This is a genomic window from Shewanella livingstonensis (assembly GCF_003855395.1).
In the GTDB taxonomy this organism is placed as follows: domain Bacteria; phylum Pseudomonadota; class Gammaproteobacteria; order Enterobacterales; family Shewanellaceae; genus Shewanella; species Shewanella livingstonensis.
In genome coordinates, this window is sequence record NZ_CP034015.1 from 2,558,008 (window position 1) to 2,573,653 (window position 15,646).

Consider the following 15,646-nt stretch of genomic DNA (forward strand, 5'->3'; position numbering starts at 1 on the left):
AAGGGGAAATCATTAAGATCAATTTTTATAATTTGAAAATTAATCCTAAAAATAAGTAATTACCACTTATAGTGAACAATTAACCGCCAAATCATGCTAGGGGGTGTTTTAAGATTAAACCAATCAATTGTTTTAATAAGCAACTATTCATATAAAGAATAATGCAGTGATGTTGACTCAGTTTGGCCAAAAATAATCATTAGTAGGATGGTTTAGCGGTAAATCTGCTGTTTAGGATATTCAATGGCATATTGGCATTAGCTTAATAAGTATTACTAACTATTATTCAAACGAATGTATACATATTATTAATATGCATTTGGATAATACTTACAGTTAACTTAGCATCAGTAGTACAAACATTATTGGTATGAAAGGTTTCATCCAAATAATCACTAACTAGATATCGATTGATAATGACATGGAGAGTAACAATGCCTGAATATAAAGCCCCCATTCGTGACGTAAAATTTGTTATGCAAGAGCTGTTAGATTGTGAAGGGCACTATCAGCGTTTGGGTTACCAAGATGCCACTATCGACATGGTTGATGCCATTATTGCTGAAGCGGCAAAGTTAACTGAACAGGTTGTTGCCCCATTAAATCAAATTGGCGATCAACAAGGTTGCACATGGAAAGACGGCGTTGTAACCACACCAGATGGATTTAAAGAGGCGTACGCACAATATGTAGAAGGCGGCTGGCCAACGTTATCTCAGTCTGAAGATTTTGGTGGCCAAGGTTTACCTCATTCATTAAATATCAGTATTGCTGAGATGTTCTCTAGTGCTAATCACAGCTTTGCTATGTACCCAGGCTTAAGTCATGGCGCATTAGCCACAATTGAAGCCCACGGTACAGATGCCCAAAAACAACAATTTATGCCTAAGCTTGTCGAAGGAAAGTGGACTGGCACAATGTGTTTAACAGAGCCACATTGTGGTACAGATTTGGGCATGTTGCGCACCAAGGCTGAATTACTAGCTGACGGCACTTATTCATTAAGTGGCACTAAAATCTTTATCTCAGCTGGTGAGCACGATTTGTCAGATAACATTGTCCACATCGTTATTGCGCGTATTCCTGGTGCGCCAGAAGGTAATAAAGGTATTTCGCTGTTTATCGTACCGAAATTTAACGTTAATGACGATGGCACAATTTCAGACAGAAACGGCGTAAGCTGTGGCTCTATTGAACATAAAATGGGTATTAATGGTAACGCAACGTGTGTGATCAACTTTGATGGCGCAACAGGTCACCTTATTGGCGAACCTAATCGCGGCCTAAAATGTATGTTCACCTTTATGAATGCTGCCCGTATTGGCGTAGCAAGTGAAGGTGTGGCAGCCGCTGAAGCGTCATTCCAGGGCGCGTTAGCGTATGCTAAAGATCGCCTACAAATGCGCTCAATTAGCGGTGTTAAAAACCCTAATGGCCCAGCCGATCCAATCATTGTTCATCCAGATGTGCGTAGAATGCTATTAACCCAAAAGTCGATTGCAGAAGGCGGCCGTGCGTTAATTTCGTATCTTGCCCAGCTAGTGGATATTGGCCATGCAGAAAAAGACGAAGCCATTAAAGCTGATGCTGAAACTAAGTTAGCCTTACTAACACCGATTGCTAAAGCCTTTTTATCTGAGCTTGGTTTTGAATGTACCAGTCATGGAGTGCAGATCCTCGGTGGTCATGGCTTTATTAAAGAATGGGGCATGGAACAGCTGATGCGTGATACAAAAATCAGTTGTTTATACGAAGGCACTACTGGTATTCAAGCACTTGATTTGTTAGCCCGTAAAATTATTGGTACTCAAGGCGAAGTGTTAAAGCCTTTCTCTAAAGATGTGACTGTATTCTGCCAACAAAACATGGATAACCCAGCCATGGCTGAGTTTATTAAACCCATCATGGCGTATGCAAAAGAGTGGCATGAGCTGACCGTATTAATTGGTGGTAAAGCGATGAAGAACCCTGATGAAATCGGCGGTGCTTCTGTTGATTACTTGATGTTTGCAGGTTATGTCACGCTTGCATTCTTCTGGGCTAAAATGGTTAAAGTTGCGCAAGATAAACTGGCGGCGGGCACCACAGAGACAGCATTCTATGAAGCGAAAATCAAAACCGCACAATTTTATATTCAACGCATGTTACCTAGAGCAAAAGGTCATGCAGCGTGTATTGCTAATGGTGTTGATTCGATGATGGCACTAGACAGTGAAGACTTTGCTTTTTAAGCTGAATAAAGTTAATGATGCTTCGATAGGCCGTTAAATTTACATAACAAAAAACCGCAACGTTATCGTTGCGGTTTTTATTTTTTTTTACTATATATTTCAGCTTATTAGTCTAAATCTACCTCTCATTAACCGTAAGTATTTAATAGAGAGTCGTTAGTTAATTGTTTAATCGTGACTCGGCTTAGGATCTCGTCGATGGATCCACATATACAACACCGGCAACACCAATAAAGTTAATAACGTGGACGAAATTATTCCACCAATTACCACGGTTGCTAAAGGTCGTTGAACCTCTGCTCCTGTGCCGATATTAAGCGCCATAGGCACAAAACCTAAACTGGCGACTAATGCAGTCATTAATACAGGGCGTAATCTAATATTAGCCCCATCGATAATAGCACTGCGTAAATCACCGGTTTCACTCCAGAGTTGACGAATAAACGTCACCAGCACTAAGCCGTTCAACACCGCAACACCAGAAAGCGCAATAAAACCAACCCCTGCGGATAAAGACAGTGGCATATCTCGTAACCAAAGTGACAACACACCGCCAGTAAGCGCCAGTGGCACGCCGGTAAAGATGATGAGCGAATCTTTAAACGAATTTAGCGCCATCATCAGTAAGCCAAAAATAATCAATAAGGTCACCGGGATCACGACGGTCAATGTGTTACTGGCAGATTCTAGCTGTTCAAAGGTGCCACCAAAATCAAGCCAATATCCACTCGGTACATTAACATCAGAGCTTATACGTTGTTTAACTTCAGCGACAAAACTGCCAAGGTCGCGATCTCGCACATTCACGGTCACCACAATACTGCGTTTACCATTTTCTCGACTAATTTGAGCTGGCGAAGGCTTGGTTTCTATTGTTGCCACTTCATTTAACGGCACATAACCGCCATTGGGTAATGGCACTGGCAGATATTGCAGGTTGTCGATATCAACACGAATGGCTTCAGGTAAACGAACAACCAGCTCAAAATGTCGATCGCCCTGGTAGATTTGTCCTACCGTTTCACCGCCAATACTGGTCGCGACTAAATCTTGCAAAGCCGTGATGTTAAGGCCGTAGCGCGATAATGCCAGCCGCTTTGGCACAATCGATAACATCGGTAAACCCGTTACCTGCTCAATACTAATATCGGTAGCGCCTTCAATACTCGACACCACTTGATTAATGTCATTGGCAGTTTGCAATAACTGGTCAAGGTCATCACCAAAGACTTTGATACCTAAATCAGCTCTAACGCCTGAAATTAATTCGTTAAATCGCATTTGAATTGGTTGGGCAAACTCGTAGTTATTACCTGGTAATTCACGTAATGCCGCTTCTAACTCTTCAATTAAGTCGTTTTTAGGCTTGGTGGGATCGGGCCATTGCTCACGCGGCGCTAAAATAACAAAACTGTCGGCTATGTTGGGCGGCATAGGATCGGTGGCAACATCTGGCGTGCCAATCTTGGCAAAGGTTTTAGCGACTTCCGGAAATTGCTGTAAGCGTTGTTCAATTTGCGCTTGCATGATTATCGCTTGTTCAAGCCCTGTGCCAGGAATGCGCATAGCATGCAAGGTAATGTCACCTTCATCAAGCTCTGGTACAAACTCCGATCCCATTTGAGTGAGTAACCAAAATGAAAGGGCAAATAATACCGTGGTGCATGACACAACAAGCCAGCGCCAATTGAGCACCCACTCCAATAATGGCCGATAAATCGCTTTGGCGCCGTTAATCAGCGGACTTTCTTTTTCACTGATTTTTCCGTGTAAAAACAACGCAACCGCGGCAGGTACGATAGTAATTGAAATCACCATCGCGGCTAATAACGCCATAATGACTGTGATGGCCATTGGGTGGAACATTTTACCCTCAACACCCGACAGGCTGAAAATAGGGATGTACACCACAGTGATAATAGCCACACCAAACAAACTTGGGCGAATGACTTCAATCGTGGCATCGACCACTAATCTTAATCGTTCTTTTAAGACTAAAAGTGCACCATTTTGTTGTTGAGCCAGCGATAAACGTCGCACACAGTTGTCGACAATAATCACCGCGCCATCGACAATGAGGCCAAAGTCCAGTGCGCCTAGGCTCATTAAATTAGCCGAAACACCGGTTTGCACCATGCCAGCTATGGTAGCAAGCATCGATAACGGGATAACAGCCGCGGTAATCAACGCGGCGCGAATATTACCGACTAATAGAAACAGCACAATAATGACTAACAGTGCACCTTCTAACAGGTTGGTTTTTACCGTATCAATGGTTTTGTCGACGAGTGTGGTTCGGTTGTAAACCACATCGACCGTTACACCCTCGGGTAGTGATGGCTTAATCGCCTCTAGTTTTGCCGCAGCAGCTTGTGACACTGTCCGCGAGTTTTCACCAATGAGCATCATCGCCATGCCGAGCACGGTTTCTTGACCATTTCGAGTAGCAGCACCGGTACGCAGCTCTTTACCTATCGCCACTTCGGCAACATCACTAATTAATACCGGCTCTGTTCCTTGCAAGCCCACGACAATTTGTTCTATTTCTTCAATTGAACTCAGTTGCCCAGGCGAGCGAACTAACAGTTGTTGTCCATTTTTTTCGATGTATCCAGCTCCGCGATTACTATTGTTAGCGCGTAATGCTTCAGCCACACCTTCCATAGACACGTCATGTTGCAATAACAGTCTTGGATCGGGTAATACATGATATTGCTTATTGAAACCGCCAAAGGTATTCACTTCCACAATGCCCTGAACTTGAGCTAATTGTGGTTTAATAATCCATTCTTGTACTTCACGAAGGGCAATGGCATCCCAAGCAGAACCATCTTGTTGAGTGGCTCCCGGTAAAGCATCAATCGTGTACATAAAAATTTCGCTTAACCCTGTCGCGATAGGCCCCATAATGGGTTCTATCCCCACAGGCAGCTGACCTTTAACAGAGCTCAAGCGTTCATTAATCAAATTACGCGCGAAATAAATGTCAGTACCATCTTCAAACACCACGGTGACTTGAGATAATCCGTAACGAGAAATTGAACGGCTATAACTTAAGTGCGGTACGCCATAGAGCGCAGACTCAACCGGGAAGGTGATCCGCTGCTCAATTTCTAATGGCGAAAAGCCCGGCGCTTCAGTATTGATTTGTACTTGAACATTGGTGATGTCGGGCACAGCATCAATGGGTAAACGCTGATAACTCCAAAAACCCACACCGATTAACACTAAGATCATTGCGAGCATTAGCAGGCGTCGTTCTACAGAGAAACGAACAATTTTTTCAAACATGGTGTTTCTCCTTAATGATGATGGGCAGCTGCTGACTTTTCGATATCGGCTTTAATAAGGTAGCTGTTTTCAGCGACATATTGCTCACCTAATGCCAATCCAGAGATCACTTGAGTGTATCTGTCGTCACTGTGTCCCAATGTGATAGGTCTTAACTCGTAGCGTTCACCTTGCTTAATAAACACCACTTGTTGATTGTCGATTTGCTGAATTGCCTCGTTTACCACCAACAGTGGCACAGGTATTTCATCTACGGCGATATTGACCGACAGCATGTCACCCGGCACAAACTGACCCTGTTGATTGTCAATTTTTACTCTTGCGTGAGTGACTGCGTGTGCATCCGTTGAGGGTAATAAATGACTGATTTTGCCTTTAAAGGTTTGATGATTGCCATGCAAAGTAGCCGATTGACCGACGTGTACTTTGCTGCGATCCATTGGGAAGATGTTTATCTCAGCCCAAAGCACATCGTGATTAACGATTAACATTAACGATTTATCGTCCGTAGTTTGACCGATATTGACGTATTGCGCTTGTATCACTCCAACGATTGGCGCTTTGATAGTATAAGGTTGTAGGCTGTCATTCGACTCCACTTTGGCAACATTTGCGCCTTTAGCAACAGTATCGCCAAGGGTGACATACAGCTCTGTGACGACGCCAGGGAATCGTGCACTGATGTTGGCAGTGTTATTTGGTGCAACGCTGACCTTAGCAAACGCGCGAATGGTTTTTTCAATCGTCCCAGATGTCACCTCTGCGGTGTTAATACCAATACGTTGGGCAATATCCGCATCAATTTCGGCATGTCTAACACCTTCTTCGTCATGACCATGCTCATCTTTGTTTTGCTGTTTTTCATGAACATCATGTTCATCATGCCCATGTTCGTCTGAACCCCAAGCTGCGTAAGGAAATGCCAATATCAGGCAAAGTAGTAATGTGATATTTTTCATAATCTAATTTGTTCCATTATCTTAAAAACGTAAGCATCAAACGGATTAATGGGTTGCTAATGATTGCGCAGTTAATTGCTCAATCATGGCCTGGTTTAAGAGCACTGAGGTTGCCGCATCAATTAGTGATAAACGCGCATCAAGTAGTTCTTGTTGTGCCAAGACTAAGTCTGCATAGCGATAACGGCCTTTTTGATAGCTTTGCTGGGTGTAGGTTAATGATTCAGTGAGCAACGGAATAATGTTTTGTTGAAGGCTTTTTACGGCGTTGACTTGCTGCTCACGACTGCGATAAGACTGAAATAATCGCGTGCGCAACGCGACAAGCAATGCGGCTTTTTCGACACTCACTTCATTTATCGCCGCGTTTGCCGATTGCAGGTTGCCACGGTTTCGCTGACCTGCAAATAATGGCATTGAAAACCCCACCATTAAGGCATTGTCACCGTTAGGTTGCGTATGCTTTATCCCAACTTGCCAACGAATATCGGCAGTGGACTGGCTTTTGGCGAATTGCCATTCAGCTTCACGAATACGCTCTTGGCTGGCATACATCTCAATGGCCGGTGATGCTTCAACTCGTTGATACAATGAGTCAAAAGATTCAACGGAGTTAAATGCAAACAAATTTCCACTGACGTGTTCAAAAGTTGGCTGTTGCTGGCCCATATAGCTTGCTAACAACATTTTTTGGCTATCAAGTCGTGCAGATAACTCGGCAGTAACAAGTTGGGCATTCAACATACTCGCCTTGGCCCGTAATGCATCAACCTTTGCCGTAGCGCCTTTATTCACCCGGTTTTGGATTTGCTGATAAGTGGTGTTGGCTAAATCGGCTGCATCTTGTGCCAGTTGATGTTTTTGTTGTAGCGCCAACGTGGTAATGAAAACCTGAGTCATTTCACCTAATAAATCCAATGACACCGCTTTTCTTTGTGCTTCTACATAGGCGTAACTGGTATCAACAATATTGGTGCGCGCCGCTCGTTTATCACCAAGCTCAATTAAAGACGACAGTGCTAATGTCATTTCTATGGCACTTAACCCTGAATAATCACCGGTGCCCAGGATGTTTTCTGCCTCAATGGCTAGTTCATAAGCAGCGGCTTGATCGGCGCTTAAACGTTGGCCGTCTAATGCCTGTTCGCGCCATTTAAACACGTGTAACTGTGGATGACGCTGTAAGGTCATTTTCGCGGCGGTGTCTAAGGACAAAAATTGCGTGTCTGTTTGTGCGTTTGCGTTAGTTATCAGCAAAAATGATAACGACACTGCGCAACTGCGTAAAAATATTTTACGTAGCAAGGAGTAATGAATAAACATGAGTAGTTAAACCCTTTAATCAACTAAATAGGTGTGGCCGTTTTTTACGGTCGATAGTGAGTTAAAGGTTAAGCAATTGGCGGGCGGTAGATATTATTGGCAACAATAATGATTTTAGAATCGCTGAGATTAATGCCATGACCCACAATCAAACTGAGCTGAGCAGCGTGGGACTGAACATCAAGCCAAGGCGGAAAATATTGGCAACAACTGCAATGTTCACACAGCTCGATACACGTGTCGTGTTCAGATTCGATAAGGTTGAGGCTGTAACATCCCTCAATTTTTGTATCAGAGTCAGTGAGTTGATAAGGTTCGCTCGCTGTTGTGTAAGACTCATGATAATGATCACTATCACGATCGTCACAAACAGAAAAGGGCACTGAAACGATTTGAATAAAGAAAAACAGGCCCAAAATTGCACAGAGCAATTGAGACTTGTTGATTGCTTTATATATCGTTATGAGTGTATTCAACCTGACTCTATTTATGTTATTTAACGTGTATTAATGATGTGTTTGTTTTACGCTAATGCGTTCGGCAAATTGTAGCATCAATAAGCTCAATTCTGTAATCAGATTTACAATCGAATTTTTCAATAAAGATCTTATTATCAAGCAGATGTGTTGATAATTATTCGTTACAGATTAGTTAACTGGCTGTTTCTCTATTCACGATAAATTTCAGTTATAGTATTAGGCTAAATGAATAAACCAGATAATGTGCCAAATCAAAAGGACTTAGTCGATGCCGGGTAAAAAAATCTCCGTAATACTCCCTCTGTTGATGTTGATGCCAATCACGGCTTCGGCCAGTTCATGGGTTGATATTAGTAATCAATACACCAATAAACAAATTCAGATAACAAGTCAGTTTCAACCAGAAATGGCTAGCTCTATTGGCATAATAGAAGCTGATAACCTGTGTAGCAGTATTACAAAAGCACAACAAGATAAGTATATTCAAACGCTTAATAACAGTAAAAAAACCTTATTAAAAGCGCTTGAAACAGAAACTCTTTTGCCAGTGCGCCAAGATCTTAATATAATTATCGATAATATTGATCAGAGCATTGCCTCTGGTAAGTTAGACGATAAATATATGCTGCCTTGGGTTGATGTCCCGTTAATCATTTTTAGTGGGGTGTCGGCATTACTCGACGAGCAAATGCCTGATTCGCGCAAACAAGCTGCAATGACACGTTTGGCCTGTTATGTCGGTAACGAAGGCCAGGTAGCATTAACAGAACAAGCTAAAACGTTGTTTGAAACGGCGTTAAGCAATAAATCATTGCTCGGCCCAACTAAAGAAGAAGTTGAGCAAGCATTAGCCAGAACAGACACCTTGCTCCAGGGTTTACAGCAGTTATTTGACAGTAATAAATTCACTAAAGCCAATGACAATATGTTGTTGTTAACACAACAAATTGAAGATTATCGTCAATGGGCTGAAAAAACGGTTATCCCTAATACTCGTGATGACTTTAGATTACCCGCTGAAATTTATGCTTTAAATCTTAAAACAGTCGGCATAGATATCGCACCCGAGTTATTAATAGAGCGAGCGAAAGCAAGCTACATGATCACCAAAGCCAACATGCAAGCATTAGCGCCGTTAGTGGCCGCAAAGTTTGACATGCCATCCAGTGACTATCGTGATGTGATAAGAGCGCTTAAAAAGCAATCGTTGTCTAATGATAAAATTGAGAATCACTACCGCGAAATTAACACAAAATTGGAAGCTATTATTACCGAAAAGGCCGTTGTCGACTTACCTAAACGCAATATGATAATGCGTCTTGCAAGCGATGCAGAAGCTGCGGGCAGTCCGGCGCCTCATATGTTGCCACCCCCGTTTATTGGTAACACTGGCGAACAAGGTCAATTTGTACTGACCACGGGCAACCCCGCGTTAAGCGGCGATTCAGCCTATGACGACTTTAACTTTGACGCAGTAGCTTATACATTAAGTGCGCACGAAGGCAGGCCAGGCCATGAGCTACAATTTGCGGTAATGCTAGAGCAGGGTGTGTCATTAGCCCGAGTGTATTATGCGTTTAATAGCGTTAACGTTGAAGGTTGGGCACTCTATGCAGAAGCAGAAATGCTGCCATACCTACCGATTGAAGGCCAATTGATAGCATTGCAACATCGCCTATTACGTAATGCCCGAGCCATGTTAGACCCGATGCTCAACTTAGGCTTAACCACTAAAGAGCAAGCTTATAATCTGCTCAGTAATGATGTGGTTTTTTCAAAAGCGGCAGTAAAACAAGAAGTCGATCGTTATACCATGCGTATGCCGGGACAGGCGGGCAGTTACTTCTATGGTTTATCGCGATTACTTGAAATCAGAGCCGATGTAGAATTAGCCCTAGGTGATAAGTTCGACCGTTTAGCGTTTAATAACTTTGTATTAGAGCAAGGGTTAATTCCACCAAAGCTTATGGCAGAAGCAGTGAAACAACACTTTTTAACGCCATTACCAGCGGTAACTACGAAATAAAAAGTGGCAAGTGCCAAGTAACAAGTAAAACAGATCTCATAACTGTTTTTTTATTGTCATAAAAAGAGATTAACAATCCGATTCAAATGTGATTTGAATCGGATTTTTCTTTGTCAAACCTAGGCACTATTTTTTAGCGTAAGGTAAACGAGCCAGCTTAGTCGTTGCGTGATAACTATCAAGCCCAGTGATTGCAACGGTATCGATGGCGTGTAAATCAATAAATCCATCTGCTTCAACGGCGTTATCATCTACATACACATCCATTATTTCACCTATAACGAACTCAGTACCATTAATGGCTAAATGTTGATGTTCAACCAGTTTGACTGAATATTTAAGACGACTTTCCTTTACAAAAGGTGCAGTAAAATTATTTAAGTACTCTGGTGTTAGTCCTGTTGCCTCAAATTCAGACTGATCTTTATCGTAACGGGCAGAGGTTTGATGAGCCTGTTCATAAATTGCTTGATTGACCTGATTAATGGTGTAGCAGCCAGTTTGTAAAATATTTTCAAAAGTATGGCGAGGCACACTATGAGGGCGGATTATCATACCGACCAGCGGCGGATTAGCACCTAAATGTATAACCGAGCTAACAATAGACAAGTTAGTATTGCCTTGTGAGTCTTGTGTACCTATTAAGTTAGCACTTTTAAAACCTGAAAGAGAATTGATAAAATGCGTTCGAGTATGTTTTTCAAGTGCGTCGATACGCTCTTTAGTAAATTGCATTAAAAATCCTTTGCGCGATTGCGTTATAAAACCGTGGTTACTGTCATTTAATAAATGGTTTTATGCTAGGGCCTGTTGATCTTTCAAGGTTATTTTTGCAGCGAATTGTTGGCCATTTGTACAAGGCAGAGACTTTGAGGTGTAGTTATTCTACATAAAAAGTCGATAACACAGTAAAAATGGCCAACAAACGCTGCCCGAAGGGTTCGGCTAAAAACGTTTTACTCTTTGTTGAATGCATTTTGCTTAGATGACTAGGCATCAATCCATTCGCCTCGATTAAAACGTTTTTAACTCGAACAAAATTCAACCAGCAAAGATCAACAGGCCCTAGACACGTTAATTGCCAGCAATTGAAATACATTCAAACAAACAGGCATATTCAATACACTCTTATTTACGACAAAGGGTAACAAATGGATCTATTATGTATTTTATTTTGTGTCGATTAACACAGTGTATTAATTTAACGTGTTATGACCTCTAGCAGCAAGAAATGACCGTAACGCTTCAGGACTTCGATTTAATAACCGTTCGATTGAAAATAGCACCGCATCAATTACCTCAATAGACTTTTAAAATTCACCTAAGCTAAAAGCAACATGCGAATCTGAGCCCATAACGAGTGAACCACCGGCGTCTTTAACTGTATTGTTGATGTCAGTACATTTACATAGGCTACCTTTTCGTTAGGTCATAAATGATGAGTTATTTATTTCCAACGCGATATTACCGCAGTTGATTAATGCTTTAGTGTGCGCTTGTGTCTTGTTCAGGCCACTGTGGTTGTGGTCGAGATTAGTCAGTACCGAACTTGTTTGTGATAGCAGTGTGTCATTGCCATCTAAAAAAATTACCTTTATACAACACGTGGCTAAGTCGATGCCAAGTTAAACAATTTAATTCAATGTTAAATTTCGTTGCGTTTTGTTAGCGCTAACATTATCATTGGATTTTAAAACGACCAAGTGTATTTTATGTCATCGCTTTGAAGGTGTTGTGATCAACAATTACCCTAAATGTGCAATGTGCACAAAAATATCGATGTTAAATTGACTGTTTTGTGATGCGTTGAAGCCACTTAGAATCAATAAAAGGAAAGTGTAATTGAGTAAATCAAATCAGGGGATTGACAGTGCAGGCAGAATAGCAGCTTTGTTCTGTCAAGATTTGGCTTTTACTCAAAATGGCGATTTATATGTAGTAGCCGCCAGACAACACGTTTGTCAAACAATATGACGGCCAAAAATCAGAAATACTATTGCCTTAATAATCAATTTCAGGGAATAAAATGATGACAATAACAAAAAATTTAACATCAACGCATGATTTATCTGCCGAAGATGCTCATTCTAATCAAGAAAACCTACTTCAAATATTCTTAATCGCTGGAGTAGCCACTATTGGGGGATTTCTATTTGGGTTTGACAGTGGGGTAATCAATGGCACGGTTGATGGCCTTAAAATGGCCTTTAACTCTGACAGTGTGGCAACAGGGTTTAATGTTGCTAGTATGCTGTTAGGTTGTGCTTTGGGGGCATTTATTGCCGGCCGAAGTGCCGATATCTATGGCAGAAAAAGCATTTTAATTGTCACTGCTGTGTTATTTATCATTAGTTCTTTGGGTTCCGGAATAGCCACATCTTCATGGGAGTTTGTTGTTTACCGATTAATCGGTGGTTTAGCGGTTGGCGCCGCATCGGTACTCACACCTGCTTATATCAGTGAAATTGCCCCGGCTCGTTTACGAGGAATGTTATCGTCTATTCAACAAGTTGCGATTATTTCTGGTTTATTTCTCTCATTTCTAAGTAACTATGTATTAGTTAAATTCTCTGGTTCATCATCAGCAGAATTATGGTTGAATGTTGAAACATGGCGTTGGATGTTTTGGGTTGAACTGATACCGGCAATATTATTCTTAGTGACCTTATTTTTCATTCCTGAAAGTCCGCGCTATTTGGCTATTAAAAATAACGAAAAAGAGGGCATCGCGGTATTAACAAGATTGATTGGAGCGCATAAGGCTCAGTCACTTTGGCAAGACATTAGATTATCTTTAGACACGGCACATCAACCTAAATTATCTGATGTATTACAGCCCAATACTAAAAAATTGAAACCGATTATATGGGTAGGCATCGGACTGGCTGTTTTACAGCAACTGGTTGGTATTAACGTGGTCTTTTACTACGGCGCGGTATTGTGGCAAGCGGTGGGGTTTTCTGAAACAGACTCACTTTTCATTAATATCATCAGTGGTGGTGTGAGTATACTTGCATGCGTCATTACCCTGTTTTTAATCGATAAAGTTGGCCGTAAACCTTTCCTGTTAGTTGGGTCTTTAGGCATGAGTTTTTCATTGATTGGGTTGGCGGTGTCTTTTGCAAACGGAACTGTTGATGCGCAAGGACAATTGCAACTTGCAGAATGGGGATTTGCAGCATTAGTTAATGCTAATTTATACGTGTTCTTTTTTAACTTATCATGGGGCCCGGTAATGTGGGTCATGTTAGGTGAAATGTTCCCTAATCAAATTAGGGGGTCGGGTTTAGCCATTGCCGGACTATCTCAATGGATAGCTAACTTTGTTATCACGATGACGTTCCCTCTATTACTAACCAGTATTGGATTAGCAATAACGTATTCTATCTACGCCTTTTTTGCCTTTATCTCAATCATCTTCGTTTTATGGTTTGTAGTTGAAACCAAAGGTAAACAACTCGAAAGCATGTAGCATTTAAGATCATTTAAGCAACTCGTTTTTACGTAATAGTTAATCCAGACGGCCTCATCAGTAATGATGAGGCCGTCTATTTTATTAATGTTAACTATCTTGTAACAATTGTTAGCGCTAACAATTCGTGTGTGCTATAAAAGTGTTATCTCTTTACGTTTTGAATAGCAGGTCGAAGATGAGTCAGCAGATTAATCCAATTTTACCGGGGTTTCATCCCGATCCCAGTATTGTGCGAGTGGGTAATGACTATTACATCGCAGTCTCGACATTTGAGTGGTATCCCGGCGTTCAAATTTACCATTCTCTTGATTTAGTTAATTGGACGTTAGTTAGTCGTCCCTTAAACCGCGCTGCATTACTGGATATGACCGGATGTCCTGACTCGTGTGGAGTTTGGGCGCCATGTTTAAGTTACGATGATGGTTTGTTTTATTTGATTTATACCGATGTAAAACGCTTTGACGGTAACTTTAAAGATTGCCCTAATTACCTAACGACTTGCGCAACTATTGAGGGTGAATGGAGTGCCCCTGTTTATTTAAATAGCAGCGGGTTTGATCCATCGTTATTTCATGATGATGACGGCAGTAAATGGATAGTGAATATGGTGTGGGACCACAGACCTAATAAGCATCCTTTTGCGGGTATTTTATTGCAGCAATATTGTGATAAACAGCAAAAGCTGATTGGTACTGCGGTTAATATCTTCGAAGGCAGTCAACATGGTCTTACTGAAGGCCCGCATTTATATAAAATTAATCAATACTATTATCTATTAACCGCAGAAGGTGGCACCAGTTACGAGCATGCTTGTACCTTTGCCCGTTCAAAAAATATCACAGGCCCTTACGAGCTCGACCCTAATGTGCATGTACTGACATCCAAAGATCATTTAGACCAACCGTTACAGCGCACTGGTCACGGTGGCTTAGTGCAAACCCCTGAGGGTAGATGGTATTTAACGCATTTAATGTCCAGACCGATTAGATTTGAAGATGGCCGTAAACGCAGCCCATTAGGACGCGAAACAGGTATTCAAGCATTAACGTTAGCAGATGATGGCTGGTTTAAACTGGCTTCAGGTCAAGTATACGGTGAAGTCAATCCTATAGGCTTAACAGCTATACCAGTTCGAGATTATTCTCATTATGATGACTTTTCATCGCCACGATTACCTGACCACTATCAATGGTTGCGGATCCCTAATCCTAATGGGTTGTATAGTTTGACTGATAAGCCCGGTGTCTTGACTTTGTACGGTAAGCAATCGGTTGGTAGTACGTTTGAGCAAGCGCTTATTGCTAGAAGGCAACAGCATTTATCATTTGTAGCGCAAACAGAGCTCACGTTTAACCCCAGCAGTTTTCAGCAACAAGCGGGGTTAATTTGTTACTACAACGCCCATAAGTTTCATTATTTATATGTGTCTTTTGATGACGAAAAAGGAATGCACCTTGACGTTATGAGCTGTCTAGGTGACCAAACGTTAACCGCAAGCTTTCCGATATACGACCAGCGTGTAGCGCTTCAAAGTAACACGATAAGTCTTAAAGCCGATGTTGAGTTTGAGCGACTTATATTTAGTTATTCAATTGATGGTGCTGAATGGCTCGTGCTGTGTGAATTGGATTACAGCATCATCTCTGACGAAGCAGGTAAGGGCGAAGGGGCTAACTTTACGGGTGCATTTGTTGGCATGTGTTGCCAAGATTTAACCGGTGCTAACAATCCTGCCGAGTTTAGCTATTTTAGTTATAAAGAAAGACATTAATCACTTATTAACGTGCAATGGTATTCGTCATATCATTATGTGAACTAAAAATAAGGCCATCAATTTTTGATGGCCTTATTACTTGGGAGAT

The 15,646-nt window shown here is 41.6% G+C and carries 8 protein-coding genes and 1 pseudogene; 4 read left to right on the forward strand and 5 right to left on the reverse strand.

Features of this window, described 5'->3' with window-relative positions; genetic code table 11:
- Nucleotides 1–434 precede the first annotated feature (434 nt).
- Nucleotides 435–2,231 (forward strand): acyl-CoA dehydrogenase C-terminal domain-containing protein, encoded by a 1,797-nt coding sequence (locus tag EGC82_RS11000; protein WP_124730806.1) that lies wholly within the window; start codon nucleotides 435–437, stop codon nucleotides 2,229–2,231.
- A gap of 168 nt (nucleotides 2,232–2,399) precedes the next feature.
- Here EGC82_RS11000 and EGC82_RS11005 read toward each other — a convergent pair whose 3' ends face one another.
- From EGC82_RS11005 to EGC82_RS11015, 3 genes are read right to left on the reverse strand one after another with little or no spacing between them, the layout of a single operon-like run.
- Nucleotides 2,400–5,522, reverse strand: a complete 3,123-nt coding sequence (locus tag EGC82_RS11005; protein WP_124730807.1) for an efflux RND transporter permease subunit — start codon at nucleotides 5,520–5,522, stop codon at nucleotides 2,400–2,402.
- 11 nt (nucleotides 5,523–5,533) lie between these two features.
- The gene (locus tag EGC82_RS11010) at nucleotides 5,534–6,481 is read right to left on the reverse strand and encodes an efflux RND transporter periplasmic adaptor subunit (protein ID WP_124730808.1); all 948 of its coding nucleotides are present in this window, start codon (nucleotides 6,479–6,481) and stop codon (nucleotides 5,534–5,536) included.
- A 45-nt stretch (nucleotides 6,482–6,526) separates the two neighbouring features.
- A complete protein-coding gene (locus EGC82_RS11015; RefSeq protein ID WP_124730809.1) occupies nucleotides 6,527–7,804 on the reverse strand; it encodes a TolC family protein in 1,278 nt (425 codons plus the stop codon).
- Nucleotides 7,805–8,551: 747 nt separating this feature from the next.
- On the opposite strand from EGC82_RS11015, the gene EGC82_RS11020 reads away from it, so the two are divergent.
- Nucleotides 8,552–10,309, forward strand: coding sequence for a DUF885 domain-containing protein (locus EGC82_RS11020; RefSeq protein ID WP_124730810.1), 1,758 nt, complete (start codon nucleotides 8,552–8,554; stop codon nucleotides 10,307–10,309).
- A gap of 126 nt (nucleotides 10,310–10,435) precedes the next feature.
- On the opposite strand, the gene EGC82_RS11025 is transcribed toward EGC82_RS11020, so the two are convergent.
- Both EGC82_RS11025 and EGC82_RS21555 read right to left on the reverse strand, forming a co-directional pair.
- Nucleotides 10,436–11,044 carry a flavin reductase family protein gene (locus tag EGC82_RS11025; RefSeq protein ID WP_124730811.1) on the reverse strand — a complete coding sequence of 203 codons (609 nt, stop codon included), beginning with the start codon at nucleotides 11,042–11,044 and terminating at the stop codon, nucleotides 10,436–10,438.
- A gap of 461 nt (nucleotides 11,045–11,505) precedes the next feature.
- Nucleotides 11,506–11,772: pseudogene (locus EGC82_RS21555) on the reverse strand (phosphatase); the annotation flags it as partial.
- A gap of 566 nt (nucleotides 11,773–12,338) precedes the next feature.
- On the opposite strand from EGC82_RS21555, the gene EGC82_RS11040 reads away from it, so the two are divergent.
- Together EGC82_RS11040 and EGC82_RS11045 are read left to right on the forward strand one after the other, a co-directional pair.
- The gene (locus tag EGC82_RS11040; protein WP_124732628.1) at nucleotides 12,339–13,781 is read left to right on the forward strand and encodes a sugar porter family MFS transporter; all 1,443 of its coding nucleotides are present in this window, start codon (nucleotides 12,339–12,341) and stop codon (nucleotides 13,779–13,781) included.
- A gap of 178 nt (nucleotides 13,782–13,959) precedes the next feature.
- Nucleotides 13,960–15,555, forward strand: a complete 1,596-nt coding sequence (locus EGC82_RS11045; protein ID WP_124730812.1) for a glycoside hydrolase family 43 protein — start codon at nucleotides 13,960–13,962, stop codon at nucleotides 15,553–15,555.
- The last annotated feature ends 91 nt before the right edge of the window (nucleotides 15,556–15,646 follow it).

Coding starts and splice junctions, on each gene's coding strand:
- EGC82_RS11000 (WP_124730806.1), top strand. CDS start 435: ATGCCTGAATATAAAGCCCCCATTCGTGACGTAAAATTTGTTATGCAA.
- EGC82_RS11005 (WP_124730807.1), bottom strand. CDS start 5,522: ATGTTTGAAAAAATTGTTCGTTTCTCTGTAGAACGACGCCTGCTAATG.
- EGC82_RS11010 (WP_124730808.1), bottom strand. CDS start 6,481: ATGAAAAATATCACATTACTACTTTGCCTGATATTGGCATTTCCTTAC.
- EGC82_RS11015 (WP_124730809.1), bottom strand. CDS start 7,804: ATGTTTATTCATTACTCCTTGCTACGTAAAATATTTTTACGCAGTTGC.
- EGC82_RS11020 (WP_124730810.1), top strand. CDS start 8,552: ATGCCGGGTAAAAAAATCTCCGTAATACTCCCTCTGTTGATGTTGATG.
- EGC82_RS11025 (WP_124730811.1), bottom strand. CDS start 11,044: ATGCAATTTACTAAAGAGCGTATCGACGCACTTGAAAAACATACTCGA.
- EGC82_RS11040 (WP_124732628.1), top strand. CDS start 12,339: ATGACAATAACAAAAAATTTAACATCAACGCATGATTTATCTGCCGAA.
- EGC82_RS11045 (WP_124730812.1), top strand. CDS start 13,960: ATGAGTCAGCAGATTAATCCAATTTTACCGGGGTTTCATCCCGATCCC.